Annotated in this window: 14 protein-coding genes; 1 reads left to right on the top strand and 13 read right to left on the bottom strand. The window is 33.3% G+C overall.

Annotated elements, in window-relative coordinates; translation table 11 throughout:
* Positions 1 to 6 precede the first annotated feature (6 nt).
* Both mobB and CD135_RS02485 read right to left on the bottom strand, forming a co-directional pair.
* Entirely contained in the window at positions 7 to 471 is a 465-nt protein-coding gene (gene mobB, locus CD135_RS02490) for a molybdopterin-guanine dinucleotide biosynthesis protein B (RefSeq protein WP_103268755.1), read from the bottom strand.
* A complete protein-coding gene (locus CD135_RS02485; protein WP_103268754.1) occupies positions 468 to 1,727 on the bottom strand; it encodes a molybdopterin molybdotransferase MoeA in 1,260 nt (419 codons plus the stop codon). Before CD135_RS02485 ends, mobB begins: the two co-directional genes overlap by 4 nt.
* A 69-nt stretch (positions 1,728 to 1,796) precedes the next feature.
* On the opposite strand from CD135_RS02485, the gene moaC reads away from it, so the two are divergent.
* Positions 1,797 to 2,276: a cyclic pyranopterin monophosphate synthase MoaC gene (gene moaC, locus CD135_RS02480; protein WP_016998776.1), complete on the top strand. Its 480-nt coding sequence runs from the start codon at positions 1,797 to 1,799 to the stop codon at positions 2,274 to 2,276.
* Position 2,277: 1 nt separating this feature from the next.
* On the opposite strand, the gene CD135_RS02475 is transcribed toward moaC, so the two are convergent.
* From CD135_RS02475 to CD135_RS02425, 11 genes are all read right to left on the bottom strand, one after another.
* A complete protein-coding gene (locus CD135_RS02475; RefSeq protein WP_103268753.1) occupies positions 2,278 to 2,778 on the bottom strand; it encodes a MogA/MoaB family molybdenum cofactor biosynthesis protein in 501 nt (166 codons plus the stop codon).
* 11 nt (positions 2,779 to 2,789) lie between these two features.
* On the bottom strand, positions 2,790 to 3,791 hold the full coding sequence (locus CD135_RS02470; RefSeq protein WP_103268752.1) for a ThiF family adenylyltransferase: 1,002 nt from the start codon (positions 3,789 to 3,791) through the stop codon (positions 2,790 to 2,792).
* 192 nt (positions 3,792 to 3,983) lie between these two features.
* Entirely contained in the window at positions 3,984 to 5,144 is a 1,161-nt protein-coding gene (locus tag CD135_RS02465) for a nitrate/nitrite transporter (RefSeq protein ID WP_016998773.1), read from the bottom strand.
* 505 nt (positions 5,145 to 5,649) lie between these two features.
* A complete protein-coding gene (gene nreC / locus CD135_RS02460; protein ID WP_017000335.1) occupies positions 5,650 to 6,303 on the bottom strand; it encodes a nitrate respiration regulation response regulator NreC in 654 nt (217 codons plus the stop codon).
* A gap of 16 nt (positions 6,304 to 6,319) precedes the next feature.
* Positions 6,320 to 7,354, bottom strand: coding sequence for a sensor histidine kinase (locus CD135_RS02455; protein ID WP_017000336.1), 1,035 nt, complete (start codon positions 7,352 to 7,354; stop codon positions 6,320 to 6,322).
* Positions 7,351 to 7,794, bottom strand: a complete 444-nt coding sequence (nreA, locus tag CD135_RS02450) for a nitrate respiration regulation accessory nitrate sensor NreA (RefSeq protein WP_017000337.1) — start codon at positions 7,792 to 7,794, stop codon at positions 7,351 to 7,353. The genes CD135_RS02455 and nreA overlap by 4 nt, the downstream gene beginning before the upstream one ends.
* A 34-nt stretch (positions 7,795 to 7,828) precedes the next feature.
* Positions 7,829 to 8,509 (bottom strand): respiratory nitrate reductase subunit gamma, encoded by a 681-nt coding sequence (narI, locus tag CD135_RS02445; RefSeq protein WP_103268751.1) that lies wholly within the window; start codon positions 8,507 to 8,509, stop codon positions 7,829 to 7,831.
* A complete protein-coding gene (gene narJ / locus CD135_RS02440) occupies positions 8,502 to 9,077 on the bottom strand; it encodes a nitrate reductase molybdenum cofactor assembly chaperone (protein ID WP_017000339.1) in 576 nt (191 codons plus the stop codon). The genes narI and narJ overlap by 8 nt, the downstream gene beginning before the upstream one ends.
* Entirely contained in the window at positions 9,070 to 10,626 is a 1,557-nt protein-coding gene (narH, locus tag CD135_RS02435) for a nitrate reductase subunit beta (protein ID WP_103268750.1), read from the bottom strand. Before narH ends, narJ begins: the two co-directional genes overlap by 8 nt.
* Positions 10,616 to 14,287 carry a nitrate reductase subunit alpha gene (locus tag CD135_RS02430; RefSeq protein ID WP_103268749.1) on the bottom strand — a complete coding sequence of 1,224 codons (3,672 nt, stop codon included), beginning with the start codon at positions 14,285 to 14,287 and terminating at the stop codon, positions 10,616 to 10,618. The genes narH and CD135_RS02430 overlap by 11 nt, the downstream gene beginning before the upstream one ends.
* A 168-nt stretch (positions 14,288 to 14,455) precedes the next feature.
* Positions 14,456 to 15,055 carry an ATP-binding cassette domain-containing protein gene (locus CD135_RS02425; RefSeq protein ID WP_064204592.1) on the bottom strand — a complete coding sequence of 200 codons (600 nt, stop codon included), beginning with the start codon at positions 15,053 to 15,055 and terminating at the stop codon, positions 14,456 to 14,458.
* Positions 15,056 to 15,061 lie beyond the last annotated feature (6 nt).

Raw genomic sequence — 15,061 nt, 5'->3', positions numbered from 1 at the left:
TTGCACCTACTCTTTTTGGAATAACCATTTTTTAAACCAATCAAGAAATAGTTTTCTTTCATCTTGATTGTATGCATTAAAGTTATAGACTACATTGCTTAATTTATCGTTTAGATTATCTGTATTTTCACCCAATACTACTTTAGGGTAATCTTCAGATTTGAATCCTTCAATCAATAAAATATCTGGTTGTATGGATAAATCTTTGTTAATAATTTCTGTTAATGAACGTTGAACTTTTGTGACACGTTCAATTAATTCATGTCCCAAAACGATACTTTCTTCTGCACCATTATTAATAAATGAAAGACTATCTACTTCTTTATGATTTAAAGATATATCTTGTGTTCCATGCCCATGGTGTTTAATCGTCGAAACAGATAACTGGTATTCTTGGCATATTTTAATTAATTCATTAATCAAAGTTGTTTTACCACTATTTTTATAACCTACAATTTGCATGATTTTCATATATTTAAATTACTTTCGTATGATTGATGATCAGTAAGTAATACCTTTACTTCATCACCTTTACTGTAACCTCTAGTACCACTCGGCAATATGATCATTCCGTTGCTTTTTGCTATTGCAACCACAGCGTTTGATTTATTAAAACCTGATGGAACAGCAATTACCCCGTCGTTTGTAAATGAGAGTTTACCTCGAATGAATCTAGTAAAAGGATTTGGTTTTTTAAAGTCTTCACCTAATTTAGCATTTATAATAACTGGATATATATCTTTACTTGCCATCATTCTTAGAATAGTTGGCTTTGTGAATAAATGAAAACCCGAATAACATGCAGAAGGGTTACCTGATAACCCAAATAATAGTTTGTCATTTTTATAAGCTACTGTTGTAACACTACCAGGTCTCATTTGTACTTTATTAAATAATACTTCTGCACCAATTTCTTTATATACTTGTGGTAAATAATCAAAGTCGCCTACTGATACACCACCTGTAGTAATGACAATATCATTTTCTGACAGTGCTTTATTTACACTTTCAGTACATCCTTGTAAGTTATCCTCTTGTATTTTATAAGTTTTGGATTGAATATTCATTTGGTCACATAACGCTTTAATCATTGGGCCATTTGAATTTCTGATTTTACCTGGTTCTAATGGTTCATTAGGTCCTACTAACTCACTACCTGTTGCAATAATAGCTACTGTCGGTCTTTTAAATACCTTTACTTTTTCATAACCAAAAGTAGCTAACACAGCTATAACACCACTGTTAACCAATTGACCTTTTTCTAATACAACATCATCTTCCGTACATTCTTCACCTTTAAATGCAATATTTTCTCCAGTTTTAAAAGATTTTCTAATTGTAAATCCATTTTCATTTTCTGTCGTTTGTTCAAACATAACGACTGCATCTGCACCTTCAGGTATAGGAGCTCCAGTCATAATACGAACCGCTTCGTAACCTTTAATACGCACTTTAGATGGTGTTCCTGCTCCAATGTGATCAACTACGTCGAATTGTATTCGGTTATTACTTTCTGCCCCTTCTGAATCTTTGCTATTGATAGCAAAGCCATCGAATGGTGATTTATTAAATCTAGGAATATCATATGTAGCGATAACATCTTCCGCCAATATATAATCCAGAGCATCATCAATATGTACTGTAATAGGATCTTTATTCTCAACAACTTCAATAACACGTTTTATCGCATCATCAACTGGTATTGGTTTTCTAATTTCAACTGTCATAATATGCACTCCATTCATAATTTAACTATGTTCACATGTTATAATAAACTTAAGAAAGGATGATTATACATGTCAGATTTCACACATTTTAATGAACAAGGTCGAGCGAAAATGGTAGACGTTTCAAATAAAGAAACAAGTACAAGAATTGCTGTCGCTCATTCAAGTATTCAAGTTAATGAAAAAATTTATAACCAAATTCAAAATGGTAAAAACAAAAAAGGTGACGTACTAGGAACTGCTCAAATTGCAGGTATTATGGCTGCGAAAAACACGAGTCAGCTTATTCCTATGTGTCATCCTTTACAACTTACAGGTATTGATATCGAATTTAACTGGGATGTTGAAGATTTGAATAACTTAAATATAACTGCAACAGTTAAGACTAAAGGCCAAACTGGCGTTGAAATGGAAGCATTAACGGCTGCCAGTGTATCAGCTTTAACAATTTATGATATGTGTAAAGCTGTAGACAAAGGCATGATTATTGGTGAGACTTATTTATCTCATAAATCCGGAGGCGTTAATGGAGACTTCAATCGTCAATAATTTACTTATTAAGCTCATACACTAAATGATTTAATTCTTTAGTTATGAGCTTTTCCATTGCCAATTTCACAGCGCCAGTTGACCCTGGTATAGACATTATAATTTGCTCACCTACTGTTCCAGCGACTGCTCTAGATAAAATTGCACGAGAACCTACATCTTCTGTATAGCTCAAATATCTAAATATTTCTCCAAAGCCTTCTATTTCTTTGTCAAATAACGGTGTAATTGCTTCGATTGTAACATCTCGTGGACTTATACCTGTCCCGCCTGTTGTTATAATGGCGTCAATATCTTGAGATAGCCATGTTTGAATAGCTTCTCGTATAAAAGATGCATCATCTCTAACTATTTTATAATGCTCTTCTTTTACCGACACATTCATACCATTTAAATAAGATAGAACAAGTTGCCCACCTTTATCAGTTTCTTTATTTCTAGTATCACTAACTGTTAAAACTGCAATGTTTATATTTCTATCAATTTTATCAATCACACTCATTATTTAACCTCCTAGCCAAACATATTTTCTACAAATTGTTTACCCTCTTCTACAGATCCGATATCGTGAATTAATAATCTTCCGTTATTAAAAGCAACAACTCGGTGATCATCATATAAATATTGAATCATATAAGCATTTGATTTATGCAACAAACCATTTTGAGCTATAAACTTTTCAATAGCTGGGCGATTTAACTTTTCATTAATATATTGAATTGTATCGCGACCACACAGCTCAGTAATCATTTGACTTGATGATGATAAATGAGGATAAGTTGGATTTTCTCCGCATGTTTCACATTCATCTCGTTTCATTTGTGTAAAACCAAATGATTGATGGTCACCTTCCCATACATCACCGAATGTTAACTTCGGCGTAAACTCTTCTCCAGATAAAATTTTAAGCGCATCTGTTACTTGTAAGCTCGTCGCCATAGTAACTGCTGGATTAATGACACCAACAGTATCACAAGTGCGATTTATAGCCGGGATTTCTGGTAATAAACAATTAAAGCACGGTGTTTTTTCTGGGATAAATGTAGCTTGAACATATGTAGATTCTAAGCAAGCACCATAAATCCATGGAATATTCATTTTATATGCAAAATCATTTATTAATAATCTCGTATTAAAATTATCTGTGGCATCAATGATGACATCAGAATATCTTGCAACTTCTTGTAATAATTTAGCGTCACATTGTGCGATATAAGTTTTTATTGTTATATCTTCTCTAATTTTTCTTAAATGTTTTTCTGCAGCGACTACTTTTGGAAGCATTTCTTTTATATCACTTTCAGTAAATAACGTTTGTCTTTGCAAGTTTGATACTTCTACATAATCACGATCTATAATATTTAATCGCGCTATCCCTGAGCGTGTTAACTGTTCCGCAACATGCGTTCCAAGTGCACCCATCCCTACTATTGTCACATTACTTTTTGCTATATTTTCTTGTCCTTTTTCACCAATTTTATCAAATAAAATTTGACGAGAATATCGTTCGTTCATTTATACCAACCTTTCACGACTCTTTATCTCCATTATAGATTGAAATTGCAATATCCTCAATCAATAGAGGGAATTGAACAGAAATATAATAATTTAGGGAGCGGTACAGAAATCCTAATTTTAAAAAGATTTTATAGTGCTACTATAACTAACGAGTTTGAGACATTGATTATGTTCCACCCCCTAAGAACATTAAATTGTTTTCTTTTCTACTTTTGTCATATGCATCATCGAGATTAAAGCTACTAAACCAAATATCGCTAACAAGAAAAATGCTAAATGGTTTGAACCTGTTAAGGCTGTGACCATAGTAATAATAAGTGGTGGGAAAAATCCTCCTAAACCGCCCATCATTGATACGATTCCGTTTACTACACCAGCTTCTTTGCTGAAATAAGTAGGAACAAGTTTGAAAATTAGTCCATTTCCAATACCTGCAGACACACTGATTGTTAAGCAACCAATTGTAAATAACATGATATGATTTGATAATGCTAGTATTAAAGCACCAGCTATCATAATGCCAAAGAATATTTTCAACATATTTAATGCATTAAATTTATCGCCTAACATACCACCAATTGGTCTTAATATTGTAGCTATTGCGATAAACACACCAGTTCGTATCCCTGCATCTACTTTGTCGATTTCAAAGTGTCCTACTAAAAAGTTTGGTAAAAATAATCCGAAAGCTACGAATGCACCAAATGTGATGAAATACCAAAAACTGAAATAGTAAAGTTTATAGTTGTTTGCTACTTGTTTAGTTTGTTTTAACATAGGTACTTTAACTTTAGGCTCTTGTTTATCTCCAAAAACAAACATCAAAATAGCAAATAACGCCATTACTAGTACATATAATTGAACAGTATGTTGCCAACCTATAGCCCCTGCTATTGGTGGAGCTAAAAATGATGAAACAGCTGTACCTAAATTACCCATACCGTATATACCATTAGCAAAACCATGTTTTTCTTTCGGATAATATTTAGGAATCGATGTAACACCAACTGAAAACACCGCACCACCTAAACCAATAAAGAATCCAGCTATCATTAGTCCTGTAGTTGAAGTTGCTTGACTTAAATAAAATACTGGAAAAATTAAAATAATAAAACTAATTAAAAAGACAAGTCTAGATCCAATTAAGTTTGTGTAATAACCAATAGGAATTCTTAGAATTGAACCTAGAATAACAGGTATCGCTAAAATAATAGCTTTCTGACTTTCTGGTACGTTAAAATCTTGTGATATGTATGGCATTAAAGGAGCTAAAATACTCCACACCATAAATCCTGCCATTAAGCTTAAGGTTTGTAACGGTAATTGGACTTTACCTGTGTTGTTTTTCATGACTTTCACCCTTTTTATTTGTAGATAATTTAAAACTCTTTTCAACTACATTTTAGGTTATTTGTGAAAAACTGCACATAAGGAATTCCCCTTACCTCCTTCAGTAATTTCCCTATAAAGTAATGGGTGTGAGGTAGAAGTACTTAACTCAAAATAATTCTCCTAATCTGCTGATTTGAAAGTGCATGGTTATCTAGAGTATGGCTCGAGCCTGTAGTCTCTCGCGCATACTATTCCCTTGGGCGTCAGCACTTTACAAATTCGTTCAAGTGAAATTCAAAGCTAAATTGATAGTTAATCTAATAAATTGAGCTCTTATTGGATTTTCAACTTAATTAATCCAACAAAAGGTGTTCTACTTGGATTATTGTCATACTTAATTCAACAAGCAAGTCATCTCTTGCCACTATAAGTTGTATCATCAAAAAATAACGTACAAGGCTCGATGTCCTTGCACGTTACAACTTTATATCCTATTGATTCGTACGATATGGTGATTAACCATTTAAAAATCTAATAATTTTTTCTTCATAGCATATTCAACTAATTCTGGACGAGATTTTAAATTAAGTTTATCCATAATTCGTGCTTTATGTGCTTCGATTGTTTTTACTGAGACAAATAACTTTTCAGCTATGTCTTTATTTCCGTACCCTTTTGCGATTAAAGGAAGTATCTCTAATTCTCTTTGAGATAAAATTTTAAATGGATCATTCGAGTTAGTATCTGATTGGTTACTTGGGTTAACAAGCTCATTAACAAGTGCACTCGTAACTTTCGAATCAATATACATTTCATCTTTATAAACTGTTCTTACTGCATGAATTAATTCTTCATCAGGCGCATTTTTCAAGATATAACCTTTAGCTCCATTTCTTAAAACATGAAACAGATATTCTTCATCGTCAAACATCGTTAATATAAGTATTTTAGTTTCCTTAAAATCTTCTGAAATTTTACCCGTCGCAATTAATCCAGATTCACCTGGCGGCATACTTAAATCCATAATCAATACATCAGGCTTATGTTTAGCAACCATTTGATATGCTTCTATTCCATCTGCGGCAGTTGCCACTACTTCCATATCTTCTTGATAGTTTAATATCATAGAAAAACCTGTTCTAACAACTGCATGATCATCTGCAATTACGAGTTTCATTTGTCTTCCTCCACGTTTATGCTATTGGCACTTTTAATTTAATGTTAGTACCTTTACCTATTTTGCTTTCAATATTAACGCTACCACCTACTATTTCTGCACGCTCTTGCATGCCATACAGACCTAGCCCTGACCCTTTAGGTTGACTTCCAATAACAAAACCGGCACCTTGATCAGCCACTTCTACTTGAATCATATTGTCTTCAAATAACATGTGTACATCAACACTATCTACATTAGCATATTTTAAAGAATTAAATACCGCTTCTTGGACAATTCGGTAAACAACTGTTTCAATTTCTGGGTTAAATCTAAGCTCAACAGAATCAAAGTGATAATGAACTATAAATCCAAAGTTCTTCTCCAACTGTTTGAAATATGATTTAAATGCAGCATTTAAACCTAAGTCATCTAATGAAGATGGTCTTAACTCTAAAGATAAATTGCGAATATCATCTATTAATCTAGACATTATACTTTCTATATCTTGTGACTGAGTTTTCAATTGATCTATATCATCTTGGTATTTAAGTAATCTCAACTCTACACTGACATTTAATAATTCTTGAACAACACCGTCATGTAGTTCTCTTGAAATTCTTTTTCTTTCATTTTCTTGTGCTGAAATGATCTTTTGCATCATTGTTTGTTGATGTAATTTTTGTTGTCTTTCAATTTGTGGGGACACATTTTGTAGCGTGTACACCATGATATCTTCTTCTTGGCTAATCGTTTGATAAGTCGCAGTGAAAGGTTCTACTGATCCACTGTTTGTTTGCATAAATACTTGGAAGCTTGTATTACCAATGTTCGTTGATTCTAAGAAACAATCTCTACACGATTGTAGTGCGTATTCATTTGAATAACCTTCACACCTACTACATATAGCATGTGTCAAAGGCTCTTGATTATCTTCTGAAATGATTTTTCTAGCCGCTTTATTCATATCAATAATTTGTCCTTTACTATTTAAAAAGACGATCATTTCACTTGTTTTTTCATAATACTGCTTTAAAATATTGTTTAATTTTGAAGCGTTATCTACACTCATGAATTAATCATATCCTCTCTTTGAAAAGGGCCAAAACTAGAAAAATGCAATTGTTCTAAATTTGGTAATCGTTTATCGTTTCTTTGTCCTAACAATAGAACACCCTTCACTCTATTTTTAATCCATAATGGAAATGCAATAAGAGCAGTTAATTCCTCGCTTTGAATAATCGGATAATTAAAGACTTGGTCATTGTAAATGCTGTCTTTAATATTATGAAGAATCATTTCTTTACCACTCTTAATTACAATTCCTGCTATACCCCTGCCGTTTCTTAAAATGATGTTTTTATATCTATGATTCAAATTTCCAGATACATACTGCCATTTTATGTGACTAGACAAATTTGTGTCCAAAGCCATAGCGATACCAGCAAAATCAAAATCATACTTATTTCTAATTTGATCAAGTTTTTCTTGAAAATTAAAATCATCAGACATTTTTCAGCACCTCAACTCATTTTTCACCTTTAGTTTAATTCGTTTTATGCTTTCTGTAAATAATATAACTTCTACTAAAGTAAGTTAATGGCACGCTCCACACATGTACTAATCGAGTGAATGGCCACATGCTTGTTATCAATAACCCTAAAATAATATGCGTCTTAAATGTCCACGGAACAGTAGTCATTAATTCCGCATTAGGTCTAAAAATCAACAAACCTCTAAACCACACAGAAATTGTTTGTCTATAATCAAAATCTGGTACCGTTGCATTCGTCCATAAAGTAGCTACACATCCCATAAATACAATCGCTAATAATAATATATTAACTAAAATATCGGAAAATGAACTCATTCTTCTTACATTGTGTTTAGTAATTCTACGAGCTGTTAATAAAAACATACCGATTAATGTAACTATACCAAATATACTTCCGATATAAACCGCTCCTATATGGTATAAATGATTTCTTACACCTATAGCACTTAGCCATTCAGCAGGTATACCTAAACCAACAATATGCCCAAAAATAACTGGAATAATACCTAAATGGAATAAAATACTCCCCCACATTAATTGCTTTTTCTCAATGAATTCACTTGATTTTGCGGTCCATGAAAACTGATCATATTTAAATCTAAATATATGCCCAACTATAAATATGGCTACACATAAATAAGGAAAAATGACCCAAACAAATTGATTAATCATGACTCGCCACCTTCTCTTGTTCAATTACACATGATTTTAATGTTTCACGTAATGCTTTAATAAGATGGAAGTACGGACTATTTTTCTGAGCTAAAACTTTCATTAATTCATATGTTCCGTCTTCGATAACCATCACAACGAGCGTTAAACTTTCTTGTGCTCGACTATCTCCTATCCATTCAGCTGCATATAAAAATTCTAGCATTAATGGTAAAAAATCCGATAATTCACTTTTAGGCATTTCTAAACCAAACATTTCATATAAAACTTTTAACCTTGCTAACATTTGTCCTCTTTCTTTTTGTTCAGTTAACTTATTATAAGTCATATACAAAGTTGTTTTCTTTTCAAAATCAAATGTCTCTGTATAAACTTCTTGAATGTCATCTAGTGATATTTCGTACATATTATCCCAGTATTGTTGTATAGAATCATAAGCTGGATGTTTTTCATCAAACGCTGATTCAAAAGCTTTTGGATGAAAATCTAATTTTTCAGGATACGTAAGTTGATTACTAAAAAAACCAAAACTCTTTTTATATTGATTCAAAGCTTCTAAATTAATCACGGAAAATCCCTCCATAGAAGTTCTCATTATAAATCTCTTGCCCTGATTTACCATTTGATATACTTTGTACGCCACATCCGTCACAATTCGAGCCAAACATTTCTCCACCAAATCCTTGGCTACCTTGTGCCCTATAAGTATCCATGTATCCTTCTTTATGAGATGTTGGTACTACGAATCGATCTTCATGTTTCGCTATAGCTAATAATCTATACATATCTTTAGTTTGTCTTTCTGATAGGCCTACTCTGTCTAATCTAGATAAATCAAATTCTTTGTTACTAGATTTTGCTCTCATATAGCTACGCATCATAGCCATTCTTTGCAATGCTAATTTAACAGTTCTAGTATCACCAGCTGTAAGCATGTTAGCTAAATACTGTACTGGTAGTCTCATTTCTTCTATAGCTGGGAAAATCATATCCGGATTTCTAATCGAATCTTTACCTTCAAAGTAATTCATAATTGGACTAAGTGGCGGACAATACCAAACCATAGGTAAAGTACGGTATTCAGGATGTAGTGGAAACGCAAGCTTATACTCTATAGCTAATTTATAAACAGGTGAATTTTGAGCCGCTTCAATCCAATCTTGAGTGATTCCGTCTTTTTCAGCTTGTTGAATAACATCTTCATCGTATGGATCTAAAAATAAATCTAATTGTTTTTCGTATAAATCTTGCTCATTTTCTGTTGAAGCTGCTTCTTGTACTTTATCAGCATCATATAGTAGTACACCTAAATAACGCATACGTCCTGTGCAAGTTTCAGAACAAACAGTTGGTAATCCAGCTTCAATTCTAGGGAAACAAAACGTACATTTTTCTGCTTTATTTGTTTTCCAGTTGAAGTAAACTTTTTTATATGGACACCCCGTCATGCAGTAACGCCATCCACGACAAGCGTCTTGGTCTACAAGTACAATACCGTCTTCATCTCTTTTATACATAGCGCCTGATGGACAAGAAGCTACACAACTAGGATTTAAGCAGTGTTCACATAACCTAGGTAAATACATCATAAATGTCTGGTCAAAATTAAATTTAATTTCTTCTTCAATCTTTTGTATGTTTGGATCTGTCGGACCTGTAACGTGTGCACCTGCAAGATCGTCCTCCCAGTTCGGTCCCCATTTTATATCTAGCTTTTTTCCTGAAATAACGGATTCTGCTTTTGCAACAGGTGAATGTTTACTTTCTTTAGCTGTCGTTAAATGCTTGTAATTATACGTCCATGGTTCATAGTAATCTTTCATTTCTGGCATATCAGGGTTGAAGAATATTTTACCTAGTGCAATTTTTGATAGTTTACTACCTGATTTTAATTCTAATTTACCTTTTTTATTTAGCACCCATCCACCTTTATAAGTTTCTTGGTCTTCCCATCTTTTTGGATATCCTACCCCTGGTTTAGTTTCAACGTTATTGAACCATATATATTCAGCACCTTCTCTATTTGTCCATGTACTCTTACACGTAACACTACAAGTATGACATCCTATACATTTATCTAAGTTCATAACCATAGCTACTTGCGCTTTAATCTTCAAGCCAATCTACCTCCTTCATTTTTCTAATGGCTACATATACATCTCTTTGGTTACCGATTGGACCGTAATAATTAAATCCATAGCTAATTTGTGCGTATCCACCGACTAATTGCGTTGGTTTTAAATGAATACGTGTTGGAGCATTATGTGAACCTCCACGAGTATCTGTAATTTCTGACCCTGGTGTTTCAATATGTTTATCTTGAGCATGATACATAAACATCGTGCCTCTAGGCATTCTATGAGACACTACTGCTCTTGCTGTTACTAGCCCATTTCTGTTGTAAACTTCTAACCAATCATTATCATTAATATCATTAGATTGTGCATCTTCTTTAGAAATCCAAACTGTCGGCCCTCCTCTGAAGAGAGTTAGCATGTGTAGATTATCTTGATAAGTTGAGTGGATATTCCATTTACCATGTGGTGTTAAATAACGTAATACAAGTGTATCAACGCCACCTTTAATCTGTTTATCCTTCGTACCAAATACCATAGGTGGTAATGTCGGTTTATAAATTGGTAAGTTCTCCCCAAATTGTAGAAACACCTCATGGTCAATATAGTAACTTTGTCTACCTGTTAATGTTCTAAATGGTACAAGACGTTCAATGTTAGTTGTAAATGGTGAATATCTTCTTCCTAACTTGTTAGAGCCTGGGAACACTGCTGTCGGTATAACTTCTCGAGGTTGAGCAGTAATATTAGGGAATGTAATTTTTTCAGATGCTCTTTCTGCAGAAATATCTTTAAGTTCCATTCCAGTTTGTTGTTCTAAATCTTCGTATGATTTTTGTGATACTTTACCGTTTGATGCAGATGATACATTTAATATTACATCTGCAACTTTTCTAGCAGTATCCATTCTAGGCAAGCCATTTTTAACCGTGCCATCTTCCCACGTATCAAGCATTAACTTCAATTCGTCATATTGTTCTTTCACAGAAAAGCTAACACCGTGAGCACCTATTTTACCTTTTTCTAATAAAGGTCCGACTGATATATATTTGTCATAAATTTGAGTATAATCTCTTTCTACAACTGCAAATCCAGGCATTGTTTTACCAGGTATTGCTTCAATTTCACCTTTAGACCAATCTTTTACTAAGCCCAATGGTGTGGCTATTTCTTGTTGTGTATCATGTGCTAACGGTGTTGTTACAACATCTTTAAACACGCCTTTCATATGTGTTTTAGCTAATTCTGATACTGATTTTGCTATGGTTTTATAAATATCCCAGTCTGATTTTGATTCCCATAATGGATCGACTGCTGGGTTAAATGGATGTATAAATGGATGCATGTCTGTTGATGATATATCGTGTTTTTCATACCATGTTGCTGCTGGTAAAACGACATCAGCATATAAAGGTGTGGTCGTCATTCTAAAATCTAAAGCTACTAACAAATCTAATTTACCGTTAGTTTCTTCACGCCATACAATTTCTTCTGGTTTTTCCGTTTCATTTGGATTTGCTAATAATCCATCTTTAGTACCTAATAAGTGTTTCATAAAGTATTCTTGACCTTTAGCAGAACTCGAAATTAAATTAGAGCGCCATACAAATAATGTTTTAGGATGATTCTTTTTAGCATCAGGATCTTCAATTGCAAATTTTGTTTTTTTAGATTTAACTGCATCAACTGCTCTTTTAACAATTGCTTCATTGGAATCATCTCCTGATTCTTTAGCTTCTTCTCCAAACAATAAGCTATTGCAATCAAATTGCGGATATGAAGGTAGCCAACCTAATCGTGCAGCCAAAACGTTATAATCTGCCGGGTGTTGGTGTTTAAGCTCATTAGATAATGGTGACTGTAATTTATCTACACCTGATTCTTCGTATTTCCATTGATCTGTAGCAAAATAAAACCAGCTTGTAGCATTTTGTAATCTTGGTGGTCCTTGCCAGTCTTTTGCAAAAGCGATTGTTGACCATCCTTCTATCGGTCTACATTTTTCTTGACCAACATAGTGAGCCCAACCACCACCGTTTACGCCTTGACATCCACATAAAATAACTAAGTTTAAAATAGCTCGATAAATCGTATCTGAGTTAAACCAATGATTGATACCTGCCCCCATAATAATCATCGAGCGTCCTTCTGTATCGATTGCATTTTGAGCAAACTCCCTTGCGATTTGAACAACAACTGATGATTTTACACCTGTTATTTTTTCTTGCCATTTTGGTGAATATAGAGAGTTTTCATCATCATACCCTGTAGCTTCTAATGGATGATTAAAGCGTCTTATTCCGTATTGACTAGCCATTAAATCATAAATAGTTGATACGTAAATGTTTTCTCCATTTTGATTTTCAATTTCTTTTACTAATATAGGTCTTTCAAAAATACCATTTCCTTCGTTATCAAAATAAGGAAATTGAATGGTCATAATTGATGCATCGGCGTCTTTAAAAGTTAAAGCTGGATCAATGACAGTGCCATCTTCATTTTCTAATTTTAAATTCCATTTCACATCTTTTTCATAACGTTGACCCATTGTGCCATTCGGAACTACGAGTTGTTTAGAATTTTGATCATATACAACAGGTTTCCATTCAGCATGTTCAGTCTTTATACCTAAATCACTTGAACGTAAAAATCTTCCTGCTTTATAGCCTTCTCCATGGGGTTCTAATTGAATAACAAATGGCATATCAGTATATTGTTTAGCATAATTAATAAACATTTCTTCTTTTTTATCTTCATAATATTCTTGCAAAATAACATGTGTCATAGCTTGAGCTAAAGCCGCATCTGTACCTGGATTAGGTGCAAGCCAATTGTCCGCAAATTTCACATTTTCTGCATAGTCTGGAGCTACCGAAACGACTTTAGTTCCTTTATATCGTACTTCTGTCATAAAATGAGCGTCCGGCGTTCTCGTTAAAGGTACATTCGACCCCCACATAATAATGTATCCTGCGTTATACCAATCACTCGATTCTGGAACATCGGTTTGTTCTCCCCAAATTTGTGGTGATGCTGGTGGTAAGTCTGCATACCAATCATAAAAACTTAACATTTCTCCACCTAATAGAGATATAAAACGTGCACCAGAAGCATAACTAATCATCGACATTGCTGGTATTGGTGTAAAGCCAGCTATTCTATCTGGTCCATATTTCTTAACAGTATAAATAATTTGAGCTGCTATTAATTGAGTAACATCTCGCCAATTAACACGTACGTGCCCGCCTTTACCACGAGCACTTTTATATGATTCAGCTTTCACATCATCTTCTACAATTGATGCCCAAGCTACTACTGGATCTCCAAATTCATTCAATGATGCTTTCCATAATTTCCATAGCTTCCCTCTTACATATGGAAATTTAATACGTAACGGACTATATTCATACCAAGAGAAAGAAGCTCCTCTTGGACAGCCTCTTGGTTCAAATTCAGGCATATCGGGACCACATGAAGGATAATCAATTTGTTGATTTTCCCATGTAATAACACCGTTTTTTACAAAGACTTTCCATGAACAAGAACCTGTACAGTTTACACCGTGTGTTGTTCTAACAACTTTGTCATGGCTCCATCTTTCTCTGTACATTTTTTCCCATTCTCTACTCTTCTCTTCTAAAATTGACCAATTTCCATTAAATTTTTCTGTAGGTTTAAAGAATTTCAAACCGAGTTTAGCCATATATAGAACCTCCTAATATTTGCCCTTTATTAATAAAATTGTACATTTTTTCACAAAGTATATGTATTAGGGGATTACCTATACCGCTTCTCGAAATCCCTAACTAAAGATAAAAAAGCTGAGACATCGATAAATGCCTCAGCTTACAAATATTATTAAGTTAAATATTCATTTAATCTCTATTATTTCATGTGCTAATCGTTGAACTTCTTTTTTAGAATGTGTTACGAGAATGATAGGAATATGCCATGTATTAAATATATATTTAATAAGGTTCATCCCTTCTTCTTTAGTTTCATCATCAAGACTAGAAAATGGTTCATCTAGCAATAATAAATTAGGTTTCACACTTAAAACTCTACAAAGTGCAACGCGTTGTGATTCTCCACCCGATAATGTTGAAGGATATTGCTTTAAGCAATGTTCAATTCGCAAATGTTTAATTAATTGTTTTGTATTTTCATTTTGACTTGTCATAAAATGAATGTTTTCATTTACCGTCATATGGGGAAAAAGTTGATAATCTTGGAATAAATAACCTATATTTCTATCTTGTACTTTTACTAAATGGTGATGATCACTTAATAAATTGTGGTTAACTTTAATCTTACAGTCATCCGCTTCATTCAAACCTGCTATTATATTTAACATCGTCGTTTTACCTATTCCCGACTTACCTACTATTGCGTATATTTTAGGTTCATTAGATTGAACGTTCATTTCAATCGTTCGCGTTTTGAAATGCTTTTTAATTTGAATATCAATCACTAATAT

Origin of the sequence: Mammaliicoccus lentus, assembly GCF_002902755.1 — a bacterium.
Taxonomy (GTDB): domain Bacteria; phylum Bacillota; class Bacilli; order Staphylococcales; family Staphylococcaceae; genus Mammaliicoccus; species Mammaliicoccus lentus.
The sequence above is the reverse complement of the archived record's forward strand: the minus strand, read 5'-3'. Positions and strand labels throughout refer to the sequence as shown.

What these genes read in the sequence shown, in the direction of transcription:
- CD135_RS02455 (WP_017000336.1), bottom strand. Translation starts at nt 7,354, where the DNA reads ATGAGTGTAGATAACGCTTCAAAATTAAACAATATTTTAAAGCAGTAT.
- nreA (WP_017000337.1), bottom strand. Translation starts at nt 7,794, where the DNA reads ATGTCTGATGATTTTAATTTTCAAGAAAAACTTGATCAAATTAGAAAT.
- CD135_RS02485 (WP_103268754.1), bottom strand. Translation starts at nt 1,727, where the DNA reads ATGACAGTTGAAATTAGAAAACCAATACCAGTTGATGATGCGATAAAA.
- moaC (WP_016998776.1), top strand. Translation starts at nt 1,797, where the DNA reads ATGTCAGATTTCACACATTTTAATGAACAAGGTCGAGCGAAAATGGTA.
- CD135_RS02470 (WP_103268752.1), bottom strand. Translation starts at nt 3,791, where the DNA reads ATGAACGAACGATATTCTCGTCAAATTTTATTTGATAAAATTGGTGAA.
- nreC (WP_017000335.1), bottom strand. Translation starts at nt 6,303, where the DNA reads ATGAAACTCGTAATTGCAGATGATCATGCAGTTGTTAGAACAGGTTTT.
- mobB (WP_103268755.1), bottom strand. Translation starts at nt 471, where the DNA reads ATGAAAATCATGCAAATTGTAGGTTATAAAAATAGTGGTAAAACAACT.
- CD135_RS02465 (WP_016998773.1), bottom strand. Translation starts at nt 5,144, where the DNA reads ATGAAAAACAACACAGGTAAAGTCCAATTACCGTTACAAACCTTAAGC.
- narI (WP_103268751.1), bottom strand. Translation starts at nt 8,509, where the DNA reads ATGATTAATCAATTTGTTTGGGTCATTTTTCCTTATTTATGTGTAGCC.
- CD135_RS02430 (WP_103268749.1), bottom strand. Translation starts at nt 14,287, where the DNA reads ATGGCTAAACTCGGTTTGAAATTCTTTAAACCTACAGAAAAATTTAAT.
- CD135_RS02475 (WP_103268753.1), bottom strand. Translation starts at nt 2,778, where the DNA reads ATGAGTGTGATTGATAAAATTGATAGAAATATAAACATTGCAGTTTTA.